Origin of the sequence: Pseudoalteromonas shioyasakiensis (assembly GCA_013391845.1) — a bacterium.
GTDB classification, from domain to species: domain Bacteria; phylum Pseudomonadota; class Gammaproteobacteria; order Enterobacterales; family Alteromonadaceae; genus Pseudoalteromonas; species Pseudoalteromonas apostichopi.
On the sequence record CP058414.1, the window covers coordinates 3420137 to 3439541 of the forward strand.

Here is a 19405-nt window from a genome sequence, read left to right on the forward strand (position 1 = left end):
ACTCGGGTTTATAAATAACTTTCTTGATGGATACGAACGAAAAGCTTTGTACCTACTTTACTGTAATCGACTTTGTATTCTCTGCCATCGAGGGCTTGGATAAACAACAAACGTTTTTCTTCTGCAAATACATCAGGGCTTGCTACATACACCATCTCTAAGTAGCGCTCTTTGGCTTCACGACGGTTTTTTGGCAGGTCGTCTTTAAACGGCTCTAAACCATTTTGAGTAACTTTAATGCGTGGGTGATTCTCACCATTCACAACCACTAAGTCGAGTTTTTTATCTTTGTGTATTATTGTGTTTCGACCGCTTTTAATAAAAGAACGTTCTTGACTCATAGTCTTATCCTGCTACTTACTGCACCTAACTGCTTACTTTTTCTGTAAACGCGCCTCAATAAACTCATTAGGATTCAGTTTCCAACGATTTAAATCAGCACTAAATTGCCAAATATCAACATCAAGAACATTGGCTGGCAACAATAAATCGTATCCTGTTAATTGCCTTAAATGCTGCGTACGATTAGCAAACATGGCAATCAATCCTTTGTAAAGCTGACCACTAGGGGCAGTGTAGTCCGTCTCTTCTATTAACCATTCTGATGGGCAATCACCATTTTTGCAATATTTTTGAATGACTTGCATAAATAAATGACGTTGCTCTATCAGTAATCGTCCAGCAATTCTCGGGGAAATCTGAGTTAAAAATTCATCTATGTTATTGAGTTTAATACCAACTGCGTTTAACTCAAGGTATTCTAAGCCTTGTTCCACTTTTGGTATACCACTATGATGAAAATTAGCACGATTTAGCTGCCAATTCCCAATTTTGTGATGATAAATAAGTAAATTCTGAGTAAATGTTAGGCTAAAGTATGGTTCTTGAGTTTTTAAAAAGCCAATAAAAATTGCGGCAATACAGGTTGTTGCTAAAAAAATCTCAACAATGCTAATTTCACCAGGCCTCAATAAGTTAACCAACATAATAATGATTAACCCAATACCGCCAACAATTAAAAACTCGCTGCCATGGCGAGATGCTTGAGCACGCACTTTGAGTGCAGGAAGTTTCTTATCCATATACTGAAAAGTAAAAAATAAACATCACAATTGTGACCAAAACTATCTTTCTAAGCGTTAAACAATAATTACACTTTGGTTCTTTACCCATACTAAAACCTCTCTTTTAGTCACAATAAAGGAACAAATTAGCCGAACTTTTAACTTTTACGCCAAATGCACAAATTTATGAGATACCTGACATACGGGGCACGTACTAATTTTGTACACTACACTCAACTAATTTTCTGGTAACACGATGATGTATTCTACACAATCTGGTAAAGCACTTTTTCCTTTTATTATTACCCTTTTACTTGGGTTATGTATTTATTTGTATTTACCTTCAAGCCAAGGGGAGCAAAGCAACTTTGGCAACCGTGCAACACAAGTAACAGCGCACACTGTTACAGCCGAGGAAAATGCAGTACTCATTGAAGCAATTGGTAGCGCTCGTGCTAACCAAGCGATTTATATTCGCAGCGCGCAAAACGATTATGTTACCGATATCTTTTTCAATGATGGCGACTTAGTGAGTAAAGGTCAAAAACTAGTTCAATTGCAATCTCAAGAAGAAGAATTAGCAGTAAAAGAGCTAAGTATTAATTTACGCGAAGAACGCCGCCAACTTGAGCGCCTCACTGAGTTATCTCGCTCACAAGCGACTGCTAAATCATTACTTGAAGAGCAATTATCGCGGGTTGACGCAACCGAAGCACAACTTGAAAGTGCTAAAACAAAGCTGGCAGAAATGACCATCAAAGCGCCATTTTCTGGCTTGCTAGGCAAGCGCGAAATTTCAATTGGTACTTATGTTAGCAATACAACAAACATTACCACACTTGATGATATCAGCATTATTAAGGTCGACTTTAAGGTGCCAGAAAAATACCTAGCTCAGTTGCAGCTTGGTATGAAAGTGATGACGCAAAATGATGCCTACCCAGAAAAAACCTTTAACGGTAAAGTGACCCACATTAGTTCTCGTATTGATTCTATAACACGTAGCGTTGAAGTAACTGCAAGCTTTATTAATAAAAGTGGTTTATTGCGACCAGGCATGTTGCTGAACACGGCGTTAGAGTTAAGTTCAAACCAAGCGCTAATGGTGCCAGAGAAAGCCGTAATCCCTCAGCAAGACAAACACTATGTGTTCCAAATTGAAGATGGCGTTGCTAACAAAGTAGAAGTACATGTGGCAGGTCGTCACAATGGCTGGGTAGCCATTGATAAAGGCCTTGAAAGTGGTCAGCAAGTTGTGACTGAAGGCATTATTAAGATCCGTACTGGCAGCAAAGTAAGTATCAAGGGCTAAACCATGAAAATTACTGATACTAGCGTTAAACGCCCGGTCTTTGCGATCGTAATCAACCTGTTATTACTTACCTTTGGTTTGGTGGCATTTTCTATGCTCCCACTGCGAGAATACCCGGATATTGAAACACCGATTGTCAGCGTTAGCACTGATTACACTGGTGCCAGCGCAGAGATTATTGAAACCAAAATCACCCAAGTACTCGAAAACCGCATTTCGGGTATCGAAGGCATCAAAAGTATTAATTCATCGAGCCGTAATGGTCGCTCAAATATCACCATTGAGTTTAATATCAGCCGTGATATCGATGCTGCATCAAACGATGTACGCGAACGTGTAGCCCGTGCCCTAGATAGCTTACCTGAGCAAGTTCGCCCGCCAGAGGTATCTAAATCAAACAGCGATGAAAGCCCAATTGCATGGTTCGTACTAAACAGTACTACCATGGATTCATTACAGTTATCTGATTATGCACAACGCTTTATTGTTGACCGATTAGCCGTTGTTGACGGTGTCTCAAACGTGCGTGTTGGTGGTGAACGTAAATACGCAATGAAAATCTGGTTAAACCGTAAAGCGATGGCTGCACGCGGTATAACCAGTAGCGATATCGAAAACACGTTACGAACTGAAAACGTTGAATTACCCGCTGGAGAAATCGAGTCTATCGACCGTGATTTTACAGTACGTACCGCCCGTAGTTATAAAGATCAGCGAGACTTTAGAAACTTGGTTATTAAACGTGGTGAAGATGGCTATTTAGTACGTTTAGGTGAAGTGGCTGATGTTCACTTAGAAGCCGCTGACGACGAAAGTCTGTTTCGCGGTAATGGCAGAAATATGATTGGCTTAGGCATTGTAAAGCAGGCCAAAGCCAATACTCTTACCGTCGTTGATAATGCCCGCGCAGAACTTGAAAAAATCAAGCGTAACCTGCCAGAAGGCACAACCATTCAAGACAGCTATGACTCATCAATTTTTATCAAAGAATCAATTGATGAAGTATATAGAACGCTTGGGATTTCAATGGCACTGGTTGTATTGGTTATCTACCTATTCTTAGGTAATATTCGTGCAACACTGGTACCTGCAGTCACGGTACCAGTAGCGCTAGTTGGTAGCTTTATGTTCTTGCTTGCTATGGGTTACTCAATCAACTTACTGACTCTATTAGCTCTCGTTCTTGCGATAGGTTTAGTCGTAGATGACGCAATTGTAATGCTTGAAAATATTCACCGCCGAATAGAGTTAGGTGAACCGCCTCTTCTTGCTGCGTTTCGTGGTGCCCGTGAAGTTGGCTTTGCGATTATCGCCACTACGCTCGTACTAATTGCAGTCTTCGTACCGCTGGTGTTTATGGATGGCCGTATCGGCGCACTATTCACCGAATTTGCTATGGCAGTAAGCGCCGCAGTGTTCTTCTCTAGTATTACAGCCTTAACCCTTTCTCCGGCACTTTGCTCAAAAGTACTGAAGCCATCAGAAAAAGAAAGTAAGTTTAGCCAGTGGATGGATAGAACATTTAACAAAATTGAAAACGCCTATCGTAATTCACTTACTTCAAATATGAGTCGTAAGTGGAGCTTACTACTAATGATGATTTTGGCTGGTGTTGCCAGCTTTATGCTATTTCAAAAAGTGCCATCAGAGCTGACGCCAAAAGAAGACCGTGGAACATTCTTTATCATGATGAGCGGCCCAGAAGGCGCTAGTTATGAGAATAATGCGGCTAACATGGCAAAAATTGAAGAGCGTTTGATGCCTTACTCTGAATCTGGTGAATTAAGTCGCGTGCTTATTCGAGTCCCGGGTTGGGGTGGTCAAGGTGGCGTGGCTATCTTAGGAATGGCTGATTGGGATAAACGCAAGCGCTCAACTTGGGAAGTAATGGATGAAATTAGCGGTAAGATGACGGAAGTGACCGACGTACGGGCTTTTGCGATTATGCGCCGTGGTATCGGTGGCGGTGGTTCATCACGCCCAATTGAGTTTGTATTGCAAGGTAACGATTACGATCAACTAGCTGATTGGCGAGACCGTATTATCCAGCGTGCAGAGAAAAACCCTGGTTTGGTGAGAATCGACCATGATTACAAAGAAACCTTCCCGCAGTTTTTAATCAACATTGATAAAAACAAAGCTGCAGATTTAGGTGTTTCTGTATCTGATGTAGGTCGCACGCTAGAAACCATGTTAGGCCAACGTCGCGTAACGACCTTTATCGACCGCGGTGAAGAATACGATGTAATTTTAAAAGGGACCAAAGAAGATTTTGCTAACCCGACTGATATTTCAAATATCTACTTAAAATCACGCAGTGGCGAATTGGTTCCGCTAGATAGCTTAATTAGTTTAAAAGAAGAAGCCACAGCGTCTCGTTTGAACCGCTATAACCGTATGCGCGCAATTACGTTAAGTGCGAATTTAGCAGATGGCTATACCTTAGAAGAAGCGCTGAACTTCTTAAATCAAGTTGCGGCTGAAGAAAATGACATAGACGGTGCAATTGACTACAAAGGTGAATCGCAACTATTCTATGAAGGTGCATCAGCAATGACCTATGTGTTCATTCTTGCACTAACTGTAACTTTCTTAGTACTTGCAGCCCAGTTTGAAAGCTTCATTCACCCGTTTGTGATCATGCTTACCGTTCCGCTTGGTTTAGTCGGCGCATTATTTGGCTTATGGTACACAGATCTCACTCTGAATATTTACAGCCAAATTGGTATCGTAATGCTAATTGGTTTGAGTGCGAAAAATGGTATTTTGATTGTTGAGTTTGCTAACCAACTACGCGATAAAGGCGTTGAATTTGACGAAGCGATTACTCAAGCAGCTACGCAGCGTTTACGCCCCATTATCATGACCTCACTGACCACTGTAATGAGCTCGGTACCGCTAGTACTTGCAAGTGGCCCAGGTGCAGAAAGCCGTATGGTAATTGGTGTGGTGGTATTTACTGGTGTTATTGTTGCAACCTTACTTACCTTATTCGTAGTACCTGCAGCATACAGTGCGCTAGCCAGAAATACCCAGTCGCCTGAGTACTTACAAAGCAAGTTAGAACAACAGGCAAAAGATAAGCCGTTAGAAGAAATTTAAACGAGTTTAAGATGTTACAAAACGCCGTCTTTACGGCGTTTTGTTTTTTCAGCTATAGTCAGCAAAAAGGTAAGGAAGTTAAATATGGATAACAACATACAAATAGCTACTTTTGGCGGCGGCTGCTTTTGGTGTATTGATGCAGCATTTAGACGTGTGAAAGGAGTACTTAATGTCAGCTCTGGCTATGCTGGCGGCGAGATTGAAAACCCAAGTTATCAGCAAATTTGTACTGGCTTAACAGGTCATGCCGAGGTTGTTCAGCTTGATTTCGACAGCAGTGTTGTGAGCTATAACACCCTACTTGAAATGTTCTTCACTTTACATGATGCCACACAGTTAAACCGTCAAGGTAATGATGTCGGCACGCAGTATCGCAGTGTGATTTATTATCATGATGAACAACAAAAAACTGAGTCACAAGCCATGATTGATGCTTTACAAAAGCAAATTCGTGAACCCATTGTGACTGAACTCAGCCCTCTATCAAACTTTTATCCTGCAGAGCAGTACCACCAAGACTATTACAATGAAAACCCGAATCAAGGTTATTGCAGCATACTTATTGCCCCAAAGCTTGCTAAGTTCGAGCAATATTTCGCTGATAAACTAAAATGAAAAAAGCCCGCTAAGTAGGTAGCGAGCTTTTAGACGCAGAACTAATAATGAAGCTGAGCTTGTTTTTTACTTATACAAATGACATGAATGGGCAAATTAATGTCAATTACTCGCTTTAAGCAAACAGCTCAGCTGGCCTTAATAACTATTAGAACTGATAACGGGCACCTACAAACAAGCGGCGCTCAGCCGTGTTGTAGTAGTAATATTCATCGTTGATGAAGTCACCATCTAAGTCAGTGCCATAAGCATCAACGGCGTTGTAATCTTTATCGAATAGGTTTTCTATTCGTAGTGACACAGTTAAGTTGTCAGTCGCTTGGTAGTGACCTACTAAATTCCATAATGTATATGAAGGTAAGTGCGTTAACTTACCATCACGATCACCACGGTATTGCATATCGATACCGGCATCAAAATCACCCCATGCTTTGTGCAATGACCAATTCACACTGTGATTTGACACATAGGTGAGTGACTGACCTGTTTGTGTATCTTCCGCTGAAAGGTAGGTAAAGTTAAAGCTATGATCAAAGCCAAATACTTGGTTTTTAAAACTAAACTCAACACCTTCGTGGCGAGCTTCGTTTATATTGGTTGGGAGCCATTGCCCTAATGCATTTGGTGCCCAAGCGATTTTATTGTCGATTTCGCTGCGGAAAATCGCAATATCAAGACTAATATCATTCACATTGAGTGATAAACCAAGCTCTTGGTTATCTGATGTTTCAGGGTTTAACTCTGGATTACCTGAGCCTGGGTAATATAGATCATTAAATGTTGGAGATTTAAAACCAGTACTTTGACTAACACGGAATGTGGCGATGTCATTTAAGTGATAGCCTACAGCTGCAGTGTATGTTGTTTCATCACCAAACTGCTGATCATCATCTTGGCGAACTGTCAGGTTAGCGAGTACTTGTTCGTCATCATAATATGCGCCAACAAACACAGCGAATACTTCACGGCTGTCTTTTAAGTATGTACCTGAGTTAGTGTTCACTTCATCTTTATACCAATTCAAACCGCCACTAAGAGTCAGTGCTTGATTGAAAAAGTATTGGCCATTGTAATCGATTTGCTCACGCTCAGTTTCAAACTTATCAACCACCGTTGCACCAGTGTAATCAATACGTGAGTCATCTGAACTATCACTTGATATGGCAATATCGATGGCATGGCTGTGTTTTTCGAAGGCTTTTTTCCAACCGAATGAAGCTTGGTAATTTTCGAACTCGCCTTTTTCTACGGTACTGTTTGCTGGGCTATAAGCACTGTCGTATTTGGCTTCGCCTTCTGAGTACTGTGCTTGAGCTAAAAATTCACCTAATTGCTCATTTTGATAACCTAGATTAAAGCCAAGGTTTTTGTTTTCGTAGCCGTCTTCATCTGGCGCTAGACCTTGAAGAACATCAAAACCATCTGTTTTTTCATAACCAGCATTAACAGCAACATCAACACCCGCAAACTGACCACCCGTCGCTACTTGGTACGCTTGATAAGAGTCTGAGCCAAAAGTCACGTCTAAGGTCGTGTTTTGTGCTTTACGCGTAATGATATTAATCACACCTGCTAGCGCATCAGAGCCATATACAGCAGCACGTGAGCCTTTAATTACTTCAACACGCTCAATACTGTTTAAAGGAATATTGCTAATACTTTTATAACCAAGTGTTGCAGAGCCTGTACGTACACCATCAATTAAAATAAGCGTATGACGAGAGCTTGCACCACGTAAAGAAACACCTGAGCTTTGCCCAAAACCACCATTAGCATTAATTTGAAAGCCTGCTTGAGTCGCCAGTAAGCTTGGTAAGTCACGCACATAGCTTGCTTCAATATCAGCACGGTCAATAACAGTGACACTGGCTAATACATCATTAATTGATTGTTCGAATTTATTGGCAGTAACTGTGATGTGCTCTATTGATTGCTCGTCAGCAGATACAGAAAAAGATAACGCAGCAGCAACCGCTACGCATAACGCAGATTTATTTAGCATGATATCCCCTAGCCTGTGCCCACCGCACACGCGAATAGTAAGTTAATTCAAGGCCGGTCTCCGGACTCTGTACATGCATGGCATATACATTACCGTTGCGGGGGCAGTGTTGGCATTGTTTTCTCCCTGAAAACGCACCGACTTCCCGATTATCTTGCGACTATTTCACCCTTTGAAATATAACGTATCTGAAGATACAGCAAGCACCTCGAAAATAGGCCGTTATTGTGATGATTTTGGGGAAGAAAGTCAATGGACGGCTATACTTCTAAAGCAAAGCTTTAAGCCTAAAGCTTCAAACTGTAAGTGGAGTCAGATCAAAAAAGCCAATCAGCATGGTGATTGGCTTTTATAAAACAATGATTACCAGAAGTACTCGTGAGGTTTTGAATTTCCTAACGGAAAAACAATTCCTTCTGGGTCAGCACCATTCAGCACAAGCTTGCAAAGAGCTTTATTTAAGCGTCTTCTTGGCTTGGTCATCGTCATTTTCACCCACCAACTTGGTGTTTGTTGGTAAAAATAAGTACTGTGTGGGCCTGTGTATTTTCTGTTTATTTTACCGTGTTTATTACGGTCAATTGTTTTGTTCTTTACTGACATAAATATCCTCTAGCTGAAAATAGCTAGAAGATATCTTTTTCTCTGTAACCTAATATTCGTCTCAAAATACGCTCCTTGTAAAGTTCAGAAACTTGCAGGTTTATAGCTTAAAACCTACAGCTCAAAGCTATAAACACAGAGTATTAATCGCGGAAGTTTTTGAACTGGAATGGTTGACCTAAATCAGCAGTACGAACAACTTGCATTGCTTCTTGTAAATCATCACGTTTTTTACCTGTTACACGTAATTCTTCACCTTGAATAGCGGCTTGTACTTTGATTTTTGAGTCCTTGATTAATTTAACGATTTTCTTCGCTACGTCTTTTTCAATACCTTGCTTAAGCGCAACGTCACGCATTACGTATTTACCACTACGCGACTCATCTCTTAATTCTAAGCTAGATACATCTAAGCCACGCTTTGAAATTTTCGCAGCAAGAATGTCAAAAAGTTGCATAACTTGTTGTGGTGCTTCTGCTTTTAACTTGATTACTTTATCACTTAGTTCGATTGATGCATCAACACCACGAAAATCAAAACGCGTCTCTAGTTCACGCTTTGCATTATCTACTGCATTCTGCGCTTCGTTCATTTCTACTTCAGAAACAATATCAAATGAAGGCATGGGGTTCTCCTAACATAGTCTTTTTTAAATTCATTTATGGTTGGCAATTATAACGCTTATTTGTCGATTCTTTCTATTTTTATCCGATTTGTTCAGGTGCGATGCAAAAATTGTTTGATATACTGACCATTCAATTTCGGCATTTTTAGGGTTTATTGTGACAAGGCGTGTTTACCAAGTTATCTTTTTAGCCAGCATTATTGGCTTTACAATTTTATTTGCCAAAGAAATTAAAGGGGTGAGCAACCTCTTTCCACACGTAGATAAAGTGGCGCATTTTGGTATTTTCTTTGTACTGGCTATGGTGATGGACAAAGCCTTTAAATTGCCTCTTTTGGTGCAAATTTTACTATTAGCCGGATATGGTGCGGCCATAGAGTTTATGCAAGATATGCTGCCTTACCGTCAAGCTTCGGTTGGGGACTTTGTCGCTGATTTTATCGGTGCTGTAAGCTATTTTATTATAAAACTTGGTTTTCATGTAGGTAGTAAGCAACGTAATGGCTAACATATTAATTGTTGGCGACGGTGCGATTGGCTTGTTGTTTAGCCATTTTTTATCTGCACAACATGACATTACATTACTGACCCGTAAGCCAACCCTGACCACGCGCTTTTATCAAGCCAGTAATGGTAAATCACATCCAATTAAAGCTCGCCTTATTCACCACAAAGAGCTTAGTCAATCCGCCCCCTTTGACTTAGTATTAATCACAGTTAAAGCATTTCAGGTGCAAGCTGCCTTTGGACAAGTAAAACCTTACCTTAGTAAAACATGCCAAATCGTTATTTCTCATAATGGTATGGGTAATGTTGATGAAGTTAATGCCCAGTTGTTAGACTCTCAAGGGTTAGCGTTTTTAACAACGCGTTTAGCTGGCTTTAAAACAACGCCTTATAGTGTGAGCCATACTGGTAATGGCGAAAGCGTGCTGGGTGCTTGCAATAACGCTGCTAGTGGAAAGCTCAATGAGCTAAAGCTGCAGTTTAGCTACTTACCACACTTTTCTGTTAGTGATGATATCCACTCATTGCGTTGGCAAAAGCTGTTAGTGAATATTGCCATAAACCCGTTAACAGCGATTCATAACATTAAAAATGGCCAATTACGTGCACCGCAATTTAGTACTCGTATCATTAACTTGCTCAATGAAGCATGCCTTGTTGCCAATAAACAAGGTGTTGACGTAAAGCTTAGCGAGGCACTGGACCAAGCCTATTCAGTGATGACAGCAACCGCTGAAAACTTTTCTTCTATGCAGCAAGACATCAGCCATAATCGAGAGTCTGAAATTGATGCAATTTGTGGTTATGTGTGTGAACAAGGCGCTAAATTAGGCGTAAAAACACCTTATAATCAAGCAATGCTTAGCATGATAAAAATAAAAAGTTAGCGAGGGGAAAGAGTAAAGTTACTAGCTTTCGTTTCTCGCAGTTATTTTCGGCATTAAAAAAGCGCGAACATGTCGCGCTTTTATCACTATCCCTTACGGGCGATACACTTTTACGTTGCTGTAGCCTTCTTCGTGAAGGATCAGCGCTTGTAGCTGGCTCATCACACCTTTAGCACAATATAAGTAATATTCTTTATCTTTTGGTAAGTCACCAAATTTAGTCGCTAAGCGGAAGAAAGGTAAATGAACAACTTCAATACCTTCAAGCTCTAATGGGTTTGCATCTTCTTCTTCAGGTGAGCGAATATCAACAACAACTGCCCCCTCTGGTAAGTCAGATACAGACTCAGCTTCTTTCACTTCTTCTTTTGCTTCGGTGTCGATATCGCGAATATCCATCACACGGGCATTCTCAACAACCGTATTTAGCACGTCGAAGTCAAACTTAGCTTCTTCAGCAAGAATCGTTTTGATTTTTGCTTTAACTGTTGGCTTCTTAGAAATAACACCACAGTACTCAGGCATGCTTTCTGCCATTTCAGCCGTACCAATTTGACGTGCAATATTAATAATATCTTGTTTATCGTGTTGGATTAACGGACGAATAATTAAGGTTTCAGTTACACGGTCAATAACACTTAAATTAGCAAGCGTTTGGCTCGATACCTGACCAATGCTTTCACCAGTTACCAGTGCTTGTACACCTAGCTTTTCTGCAACTTGGCTACCTGCACGCATCATCATACGTTTAAGAACAACACCCATTTGGCTGTTTTCAACGTTTTCTAAAATTTCAGCGACTACAGGTTCAAAATCAACCGTAACGAACTTCACTTTATGAGTAGAGCTAAACTGCTTCCAGATGTAGTAACTCGCTTGCTTAACACCGATTTCGTGAGCCGCACCACCTAGGTTAAAGAACAAGAAGTGAGTACGTGCACCTTTACGGATCATTTGATAGCTTGCAACACCTGAGTCAAAGCCACCCGACATTAGCGATAGTACATCTTCTTGTGTTGGTAGCGGGAAGCCTGCCATACCGTAGTGAGTTTGAGTAACGATATAAGCTTTATCATCACGCACTTCTAAACGAACTGTCACCTCTGGGTGAGATAATTTAACGCGTGCACCTTCAACATGCTGGTTTAAGCCACCACCTACGTAGCGCTCTACATCGCTTGAGGTGAAATCATGCTTACCTGAACGTTTACAACGCACACAGAATGTTTTGCCTGCAATGGTATGACCGATTAGTTCAAGTGCTTTTTGGTAAATATCGTCGATTGAGTCGAAGTCTGTTTCTGTTACTTCAATAAACTGTACGATACCTGGAATGCGTTTTAAGCCATCGATAATATCTAAGCGAACTTGCTCAGAGTCTAGCAAACTGACAACAGAGATATTATCCCAGTTGTTTCTTACCTGAACTTTTTCGTCAACGCGACGCAAAACGATCTTAATATTATTTTCTAATAACTTGGTAAAACGTTTACGAACAGATTTACTCTTGATCGCGATTTCAGGGTGTAGTTTGACGATAAATTTAAGCATAGTTCACTCTTAGACTGTGGATTTCACACGCCCCAAGGTTAAGCAACCTCAAGGGCGCGCGATTATAACAAAAATTATAGCGTCTAGGAAATAAACTGCTTTGCGGGATTATTGTTCGCTTTGCTCTGTTTCAGCAAGGGCTAAATACTTAGCTCTTAATTGGTTAACTTGCTCTAGATGTTGCTCTGTGCAATGAGCTTTTAATAGCAGTAATACTTTTAAAATACCGTTATAAATATCAGCTCTGGCAAGTTCACCACTTAAGCGGCGAGCTTTGATGTAAGGCGTCCAAAAGCTCACAGTCATTTTAAGCATATGCGCAAGCTCTGTAACATCTTCGTCTGCAATGCAAATAACACCGCCTTCACGTAATGCAAAAAGTACATCTTTAACTTGCTCTAAAAGCTCAGTTTGAAACGCAATGTAGCCTTTTTTCAGCTCTTCATCACGAGATAAAATATCGCCTAAGTTGTCGTAGAAAAACTGAAAGCGCCACATTTGTTCAAACAACGAATCAAGATAACCCGCTAGGTTTTCAAGCGCATCGTCATCAGGAGTCAGTGGCTTGAAATGAGTGTGTAGATGGTCGCTGTACAAAGCAAATATGTGACGAATAATATCTTCTTTATTTTTAAAGTGATAATACAAGTTTCCTGGGCTTATCCCCATATGCGAGGCGATATGGTTGGTTGTTATGGCACGCTCACCGTGGCGATTAAATAACTCAATGCTGGTGTGTATGATTTTGTCCTTTGTGCTCATAGCCTATTTACTCTGTTTTTTATGATTATTACGTTCCCCAGCCAAGCAGTATAAACAAATGCGTGGCAATTAAATACTACCTTGAAAAATAATAACCTCAATCGGTTTACTACCTTATATAGGTGAAGGTTCCTAATCCGATACGCGTATTTTCTAAGCTGCATAGTCGAGAAAACACTGTTAATATAGCAGGCAAATTTATAAATCGCTGATAGTTATGAACGTTACTGCAATCTATCCGGGTACCTTCGACCCCCTTACAAATGGCCATACCGACTTAATTCATCGAGCTGCAAAAATGTTCGAAAAAGTTATTGTTGCTATTGCACATAACCCTAGTAAGCAGCCGTGCTTTACACTCGATGAGCGTGTTGAGCTTGCCAATAAAATCTTAGCGCACCTTGATAATGTAAGTGTGATTGGCTTTTCTGGCTTATTAGCTGATTTAGCTCGCGAGCATAAAGCCGAAGTACTTATTCGAGGCATTCGTGCAGTGTCTGACTTTGATTATGAATTTCAGTTAGCAAATATGAATCGTCGACTAAATCCAGATCTAGAAAGTGTATTTTTGACACCTGCAGAAAAAAATTCATTTATTTCATCTACTCTAGTCAAAGAAGTAGCACGCCACAATGGTGATGTAAGCGAGTTTGTTGACCCTATCGTAGCCAAAGCACTACAGGAAAAAATTCACGGATGAAATTAAAAAAGTTCATTAGCTTAACTGCATTACTAATGTGCTCTGCGCCAAGTCTTGCAGAACCATGGATAGAAAGCGACGACCCTTTACTTCGTGCTTCAATCGAAATGCTATTTAACCAAGGTGTCATAAAACAACCTATTAATAGTTACCCCTTAATGTGGCAAGGTATTGCACGTGATCTAAACATTGCAGATACCAGTCAACTTGATGAGCAGAGCTTATTTGCTTATCAGCATGTTAAGCATGCCCTTGATAATGCAAAACAAAAGTCGAGCTCAGGCATTCGCCTGAATTACAACAGCGAACCACTAAGCCAGCAAGGGTTTGGTAAACGCCACCAGCAAGAAAGTGGCATAAATAGCTATGGTTCTATCACAGGGAAGCGCGTAAGTGCTAAGGTCAGTGTTAATTACGCCGATGATGCACTTGATAAACAACATGTGACCTATCAAGATAGCTATTTAGCAGTTTTACTAGGTAATTGGTCAATCAGTGCTGAACAAGTAAGTCATTGGTGGGGACCAAGTAACGATAACGCCCTACTGCTATCAAATAATGCCGCGCCAATGAAAGGCCTGCGCTTTACGAGAGCGAATACGCAATATGTAGGCCCAAGTTGGTTATCGTTTGTAGGTAACTGGCAATTAACGGGAATTTACGCCAAACAAAAGCCATTTCTTAATAATTCCGAAGACGGTGACTTTTGGGCGTTAAGGTTTGCAAGTACACCATTAACAGGGCTTGAAGTTGCTATTAATAGTGCAGGCTCTGACTATTTAACTAACCTAAAAATTGACCCTGTTACCCTTGAGAGCATCGAATCAAAACACCGATTAACCAGTTTAGATGTAAAGTATTCTACAACTCTAATGACGCAGCCTGTTGCCTTTTATGCTGAAGTTATGGGTCGAAATAAAAGCGGTTTAGCACCGAGCGAGCCATTCTATACGCTGGGTGTTGAAAGCTACTTTGGTTCAACAGAGGATTTACTAAAGAGTTATTTTGAATACTCAAATACAGAGCAAACTTGTGAGCAAATTAGCGATTGCGTATATGGCTCTGGCAGCTATACACAACGCTCACGTTTACTTGGCAGCTCAACACCACTGCAAAGTAAATCTGCTATCCTTGGTGCCTATTACCACACTTTAAATGGCTATGGTGGCCATGCAAAGTTACGTTGGATTGAAAGCGAAACCACACACGCTGAGGTCGCATCTGAGATGAGTCAGTTGCAGTTAGAGCTCGGTTATCAACAATCTGTATTTGATGGCCTTTGGCAGGTAACTGGCATTATCTCTAAAGATGAAGTGGGTGATAAGTCAGAAACTAACACAGCTCTTAGAACCAGCTGGGAATACCGTTTCTAACGAATTGAGGTCAAGATGCTTCAGCTTGGCCTCGAACTTTCCGATAAAGCTTCACAAAACCCAGAAAATCTTTATTACTGAAAAGTGCAATGAGCATCATAATATCCATCAGGTTCACTGTGATACTATAGACATTCCAAAACCACCAGCTTCCTGTATAGGCATAGTTAATATCAAAATACATGCCTAAAAACAGTGATGAGTTAACTAAAAGCCCAATGTATACATAAAGCTTTGCTGGAGCCTGAGCAAGATTTCGCTCACGAGCAATTATCCACACAACTAATAGTATTGTTAAATCAGATAGCGCCCAAATCACATAGGCAAAACTTGAATCTAAAATATTATAGCCAAGCGCTATATTGAGTAATGGGTCGCTCATCATGTAAGAAATAAACAGTGCAAGTGAGATCCACATCACTGTTTTATCACCATTTGGCGCAGATGATTTCTTTACCATGTTATAAAGAAAGGACATCAAGAAACCCCACATGATAAATGCTGCGAGGTACACTCCAAAATTGTCTTGGATTAGTTTAAGCATTTAACTCTCGCTGAGTGGTACATTTAATCCCAAAAAATTTTAACAATGCTACTAATTTAAAAAAGTCTTTATTAGTTAACAAGGCAGCCAGCATTGTTAAATCCATCACATTTACTGTGACCGTATATACATCCCACAACCACCACCTTTCTTCATTTCCGTAGACACTAACATCTAGGTATAAGCAAAAAAACAAGCAGCTATTCGTAAGCAAACCAATAATCACATACAACTTGGCTGGAAACTTTTCTATTGAACTGTTTCTAGTTATAAGAAGAATGATACCCAAGCATGCCAAATCTAGAAGGCACCAAATAATAAAAATAGAAGCATATCTCAACGACTCTATCTCAAAAGCCATAGATACTAGTGGGTCTGTTAGTAAGTAAGAAAGAAATATCGCTAACGAGATCCACATCAACGTCTTATCTTTACTAACAATTGAGGAGCGACTGACCATATTAAATAAAAAAGTCATCAAAAAGCCCCACATAATTAATGTGGCTAGATATGTGCCTAATGTTTGCTGAATAGTTATTATTAAATTACTAATATTCATAGATAGAAACTTTTGGATGATGGTTTATGAAAGAATTAACGTCAAAAATGACTCTCTATAAGAGTGGGGGATTAAAACAGTTATACCGTGATTTTTGTTACTTTTAGTATTAGTGTCAAATACAATACCTACATGCACACTTAGATCAGTTAGTGAAAACAGCTAGTCTTGATAAAGTGATTTGTAAATTAGAGTATACTTATGGAAATTTAGTGCCATAAATAAGTTGTTATAAGAACGAGAACGCTAGTTTTTTAGTAGATGGATGCTCAGTAACTAACATTCTTTTGCCTTGTTTTTGGTTGGAATAACTTAGATAAACCTAACCAATCTTTTCCAAATACCAACGTAACAACCATGAAAAAGTCAACCGTGTTAACACCTATAGAAAAAAAGCTCCAATACCACCAATACTCTTGCCTACCAAAAACAACAATATCTAAATGCAGTAGTAGGTATAAAAGAGTATTTATAGAGAGCCCAAAGACTATGTAATAAAAAGTTGAAGTGAGTCTTAGTTTGAAGAGTTTGTGTGCCAGAAAAATTATGGCTATTGTTACAAGGTCATATGTGGCCCAAATTGAATAAATTGATGTGCCTGCATTCAGATCAACTATTTCATAACTAAGCCCATACGAGAGGAACATAATAATAGATACAACGAGTGGAGAGTCGCTTCTTTCATCAACGGCAAATTTCAGAAATATATTATAAAGAGAAGCCATTAGAAGACCCCAAATTATAATTGTATCAAAATGAATACCTAATGACGTCAAATCAAAGTACATACACCCGCTCGTTGTTGAATCTTCATCGCCTATTAAGATGGACGACGATCTGGATCAGTAGTGATACCACCACCGCCACGTTGAATCTCTGCACCGCCTGATAAAGCCAGCGCTTCACTTGATAAAGTTACTGTATCAGATTGCAGGGTTTTATTACTAGTAGTTTGTTCCAAAGCAGGCTTTGTTTGTTGCATTTGGCTGTATGCTTGCATTTGCAATTGGCTATTATTTGAAATTTGCATGAGTTAATTCCTTTAAGTTAATTGTTTTTTCAGTACAGCTTACAATAGCTTGCAAGCTGAGTTAAGCGTTCTCATTTTTTTGACGCTTTTTTATACTTTAACGCGACATTGTCGCCGCGTCGATAATAAAAGCAATTAACGATCCAACTTTTCTAAAAGTGATCTTTTTTGATCATAAAAGTTAACAAACCAAAATTTCAGGCATAAAAAAACGCACAGGGGTAACCGTGCGTTTTTCTTATCCAGGGAAATTAAGCCACGTGTTTACACGGGATCACCGCGCTATTACTTGGCTTTAAAATATATTCCATCGCTACTTCATCGCAATTATCTTTGCGAAGACAAAGCTCGCAATCTTTGATCACTTTTTCTGGCAAACTATCTTTACTACAAAAGATAAAGCCTTGGCTTGCAAAGAACTCTGGCACCCGCGTCAGAACAATTACGCGACTAAGCGCCAAGCTTTTAGCTTTTTTAAGCAAATGTTCAACAAGTCGACGCCCCTGCCCAGCAATACGTGATTCAGGGCTCACACCAAGCGAACGAATTTCAGCAAGACCTGTATCGTAAATATATAGCGAGGCACAGCCAGCCACTTGGTTTTCAACTTCAGTGACAGCAAACTCATTAATTGAGTGAATCATATCGCTCTTAGCCCGTGGTAGATTTTCACCTACCGTTGCCCAATGCTGAATTAGCTTAGCAATAGACTCAACATCATTTAAGGTTGCGTCACGTACCGCTATTTGCTGTTTTTTTTTGCGTATTTAATGGCACTCGTTACTTGCTCGATAGAGGTGCCACCCTGTGCTTGTCTTGCTTTAATGCAAGCGTCTATTTCTAATACAGCATATACATCTGACTCGAAAATGCTATGCACAGACTTAAATTGCTCTAAACTTAAATCTTCTAAGTTATTCCCTTGTGCAATAGCCATTTGCACGAGCGTACCAACAATATGATGACCTTCTCTAAATGGAATACCTTTAGCCACTAAATAGTCAGCAAGTTCAGTCGCATTTGAGTGACCACCTTTTGCTGCCGCTAATGTTTTATCAGCATTAACTTTGATGCCTTTGATACACGCCTGTGCCATATGAATACATGCCAACCAGGTCGGCATTGCATCAAATAAGCCTTCTTTGTCCTCTTGCATATCTTTGTTATAAGCAAGTGGTAGCGCTTTAAGTGTCATCATCATGGCACTGAATGCACCAAAAACACGGCCTGTTTTACCACGGATTAACTCAAGAGCATCTGGGTTTTTCTTCTGCGGCATAAGTGAAGAGCCTGATGTTACCCCATCAGAAAGCTCAATAAAGCCTGCTTCACCAGAGTTATAGAAAATTAAGTCTTCTGCCATACGCGATAAGTGAATCATTGAAATTGATGCGCAGCTTAGTAGCTCAACCACAAAGTCACGATCAGATACTGCATCAAGGCTATTACGTGTTGCACCGGTAAAACCTAACCCTTCAGCAAGAATTTGCCTATCAATTGGGTACGCCGTTCCAGCTAAAGCACCACTACCAAGAGGGCAATAATTCATACGATTTTTAGCATCGGTTAAACGGCTTTCATCACGTTCAAGCATTTCAACATAGGCCATGCACCAGTGGCTAAATAATACAGGTTGTGCACGCTGTAGGTGTGTGTAACCTGGTAAGATAGTGCCTAGTTCACGCTCAGCCAAGGCAATAAACTCACCTTTAAGCTCTGCGATTGCTTCAAGAATATGCTCAGCTGTATCACGACACCATAAGCGGAAATCGGTCGCGACTTGGTCATTACGACTACGACCTGTATGTAACTTTTTAGCTAGGTCGCCCACTTTATCAATTAGCGCTGACTCAACATAAGAATGAATGTCTTCATGCCCTGCGACAGCTACTGCTTGTGGATTTGCTTTAACCTCATCTAGCAGCTTATTAAGTGCTGCAACTAGGTCATCGTATTCTTGCTGATTAAGTACGTTAACTTGTTTTAACGCTCCCGCCCAAGCAACTGAACCAATAATGTCTTGCTCTGCAAGTTGATAATCAAAAGGAAGTGAATCGTTGAATTGTTTAAACGCTTCATCTGGACCCGTAGAAAAACGTCCGCCCCATAGTGCCATTGAACTGTCTCCAAATTCGGCTATTGCCCTGCCGTGCAGGGCAATAATT

17 protein-coding genes, 1 pseudogene and 1 riboswitch are annotated in these 19405 nt (G+C 40.2%); of the genes and pseudogenes, 7 read left to right on the forward strand and 11 right to left on the reverse strand.

Annotation, left to right across the window (positions count from 1 at the left end; translation table 11 throughout):
- Window positions 1–8 precede the first annotated feature (8 nt).
- Together HYD28_15640 and HYD28_15645 are read right to left on the reverse strand one after the other, a co-directional pair.
- Window positions 9–341, reverse strand: coding sequence for a hypothetical protein (locus tag HYD28_15640; GenBank protein ID QLE10271.1), 333 nt, complete (start codon window positions 339–341; stop codon window positions 9–11).
- Window positions 342–374: 33 nt separating this feature from the next.
- Window positions 375–1082 (reverse strand): DUF2982 domain-containing protein, encoded by a 708-nt coding sequence (locus HYD28_15645; protein ID QLE10272.1) that lies wholly within the window; start codon window positions 1080–1082, stop codon window positions 375–377.
- Between the two features lie 241 nt (window positions 1083–1323).
- Here HYD28_15645 and HYD28_15650 point away from each other — a divergent pair, with 241 nt between their 5' ends.
- From HYD28_15650 to msrA, 3 genes are all read left to right on the forward strand, one after another.
- Window positions 1324–2376, forward strand: a complete 1053-nt coding sequence (locus HYD28_15650) for an efflux RND transporter periplasmic adaptor subunit (protein ID QLE10577.1) — start codon at window positions 1324–1326, stop codon at window positions 2374–2376.
- Between the two features lie 3 nt (window positions 2377–2379).
- Window positions 2380–5478: an efflux RND transporter permease subunit gene (locus HYD28_15655; protein ID QLE10273.1), complete on the forward strand. Its 3099-nt coding sequence runs from the start codon at window positions 2380–2382 to the stop codon at window positions 5476–5478.
- An 84-nt stretch (window positions 5479–5562) separates the two neighbouring features.
- Complete coding sequence (msrA, locus tag HYD28_15660) at window positions 5563–6096, forward strand: peptide-methionine (S)-S-oxide reductase MsrA (protein ID QLE10274.1); 534 nt, start codon at window positions 5563–5565, stop codon at window positions 6094–6096.
- 148 nt (window positions 6097–6244) lie between these two features.
- On the opposite strand, the gene HYD28_15665 is transcribed toward msrA, so the two are convergent.
- The 3 genes from HYD28_15665 to HYD28_15675 all read right to left on the reverse strand — a co-directional run bounded on the left by HYD28_15665 (window position 6245) and on the right by HYD28_15675 (window position 9327).
- Entirely contained in the window at window positions 6245–8098 is a 1854-nt protein-coding gene (locus HYD28_15665; protein ID QLE10275.1) for a TonB-dependent receptor, read from the reverse strand.
- Window positions 8099–8131: 33 nt separating this feature from the next.
- Window positions 8132–8286: riboswitch (cobalamin riboswitch) on the reverse strand.
- A 175-nt stretch (window positions 8287–8461) separates the two neighbouring features.
- On the reverse strand, window positions 8462–8701 hold the full coding sequence (locus HYD28_15670; GenBank protein ID QLE10276.1) for a hypothetical protein: 240 nt from the start codon (window positions 8699–8701) through the stop codon (window positions 8462–8464).
- Between the two features lie 143 nt (window positions 8702–8844).
- On the reverse strand, window positions 8845–9327 hold the full coding sequence (locus HYD28_15675; GenBank protein QLE10277.1) for a YajQ family cyclic di-GMP-binding protein: 483 nt from the start codon (window positions 9325–9327) through the stop codon (window positions 8845–8847).
- 157 nt (window positions 9328–9484) lie between these two features.
- Here HYD28_15675 and vanZ point away from each other — a divergent pair, with 157 nt between their 5' ends.
- The gene (vanZ, locus tag HYD28_15680; GenBank protein QLE10278.1) at window positions 9485–9835 is read left to right on the forward strand and encodes a VanZ family protein; all 351 of its coding nucleotides are present in this window, start codon (window positions 9485–9487) and stop codon (window positions 9833–9835) included.
- Entirely contained in the window at window positions 9828–10721 is an 894-nt protein-coding gene (locus tag HYD28_15685; protein QLE10279.1) for a 2-dehydropantoate 2-reductase, read from the forward strand. Before vanZ ends, HYD28_15685 begins: the two co-directional genes overlap by 8 nt.
- A gap of 93 nt (window positions 10722–10814) precedes the next feature.
- Here HYD28_15685 and thiI read toward each other — a convergent pair whose 3' ends face one another.
- Both thiI and HYD28_15695 read right to left on the reverse strand, forming a co-directional pair.
- Window positions 10815–12272, reverse strand: coding sequence for a tRNA 4-thiouridine(8) synthase ThiI (gene thiI, locus HYD28_15690; protein ID QLE10280.1), 1458 nt, complete (start codon window positions 12270–12272; stop codon window positions 10815–10817).
- Window positions 12273–12380: 108 nt separating this feature from the next.
- Window positions 12381–13034, reverse strand: coding sequence for a TetR/AcrR family transcriptional regulator (locus HYD28_15695; protein ID QLE10281.1), 654 nt, complete (start codon window positions 13032–13034; stop codon window positions 12381–12383).
- A 217-nt stretch (window positions 13035–13251) separates the two neighbouring features.
- On the opposite strand from HYD28_15695, the gene coaD reads away from it, so the two are divergent.
- Window positions 13252–13734, forward strand: coding sequence for a pantetheine-phosphate adenylyltransferase (coaD, locus tag HYD28_15700; GenBank protein QLE10282.1), 483 nt, complete (start codon window positions 13252–13254; stop codon window positions 13732–13734).
- Window positions 13731–15107, forward strand: coding sequence for a hypothetical protein (locus tag HYD28_15705; protein ID QLE10283.1), 1377 nt, complete (start codon window positions 13731–13733; stop codon window positions 15105–15107). The genes coaD and HYD28_15705 overlap by 4 nt, the downstream gene beginning before the upstream one ends.
- A 10-nt stretch (window positions 15108–15117) precedes the next feature.
- On the opposite strand, the gene HYD28_15710 is transcribed toward HYD28_15705, so the two are convergent.
- The 4 genes and pseudogenes from HYD28_15710 to argH form a co-directional block, all read right to left on the reverse strand.
- Window positions 15118–15651, reverse strand: a complete 534-nt coding sequence (locus tag HYD28_15710; protein ID QLE10284.1) for a hypothetical protein — start codon at window positions 15649–15651, stop codon at window positions 15118–15120.
- Window positions 15644–16210, reverse strand: coding sequence for a hypothetical protein (locus HYD28_15715; GenBank protein ID QLE10285.1), 567 nt, complete (start codon window positions 16208–16210; stop codon window positions 15644–15646). Before HYD28_15715 ends, HYD28_15710 begins: the two co-directional genes overlap by 8 nt.
- Before the next feature lie 820 nt (window positions 16211–17030).
- A complete protein-coding gene (locus tag HYD28_15720) occupies window positions 17031–17240 on the reverse strand; it encodes a hypothetical protein (GenBank protein QLE10286.1) in 210 nt (69 codons plus the stop codon).
- Window positions 17241–17491: 251 nt separating this feature from the next.
- Window positions 17492–19356, reverse strand: a pseudogene (gene argH / locus HYD28_15725) (argininosuccinate lyase).
- Window positions 19357–19405: the final 49 nt, after the last annotated feature.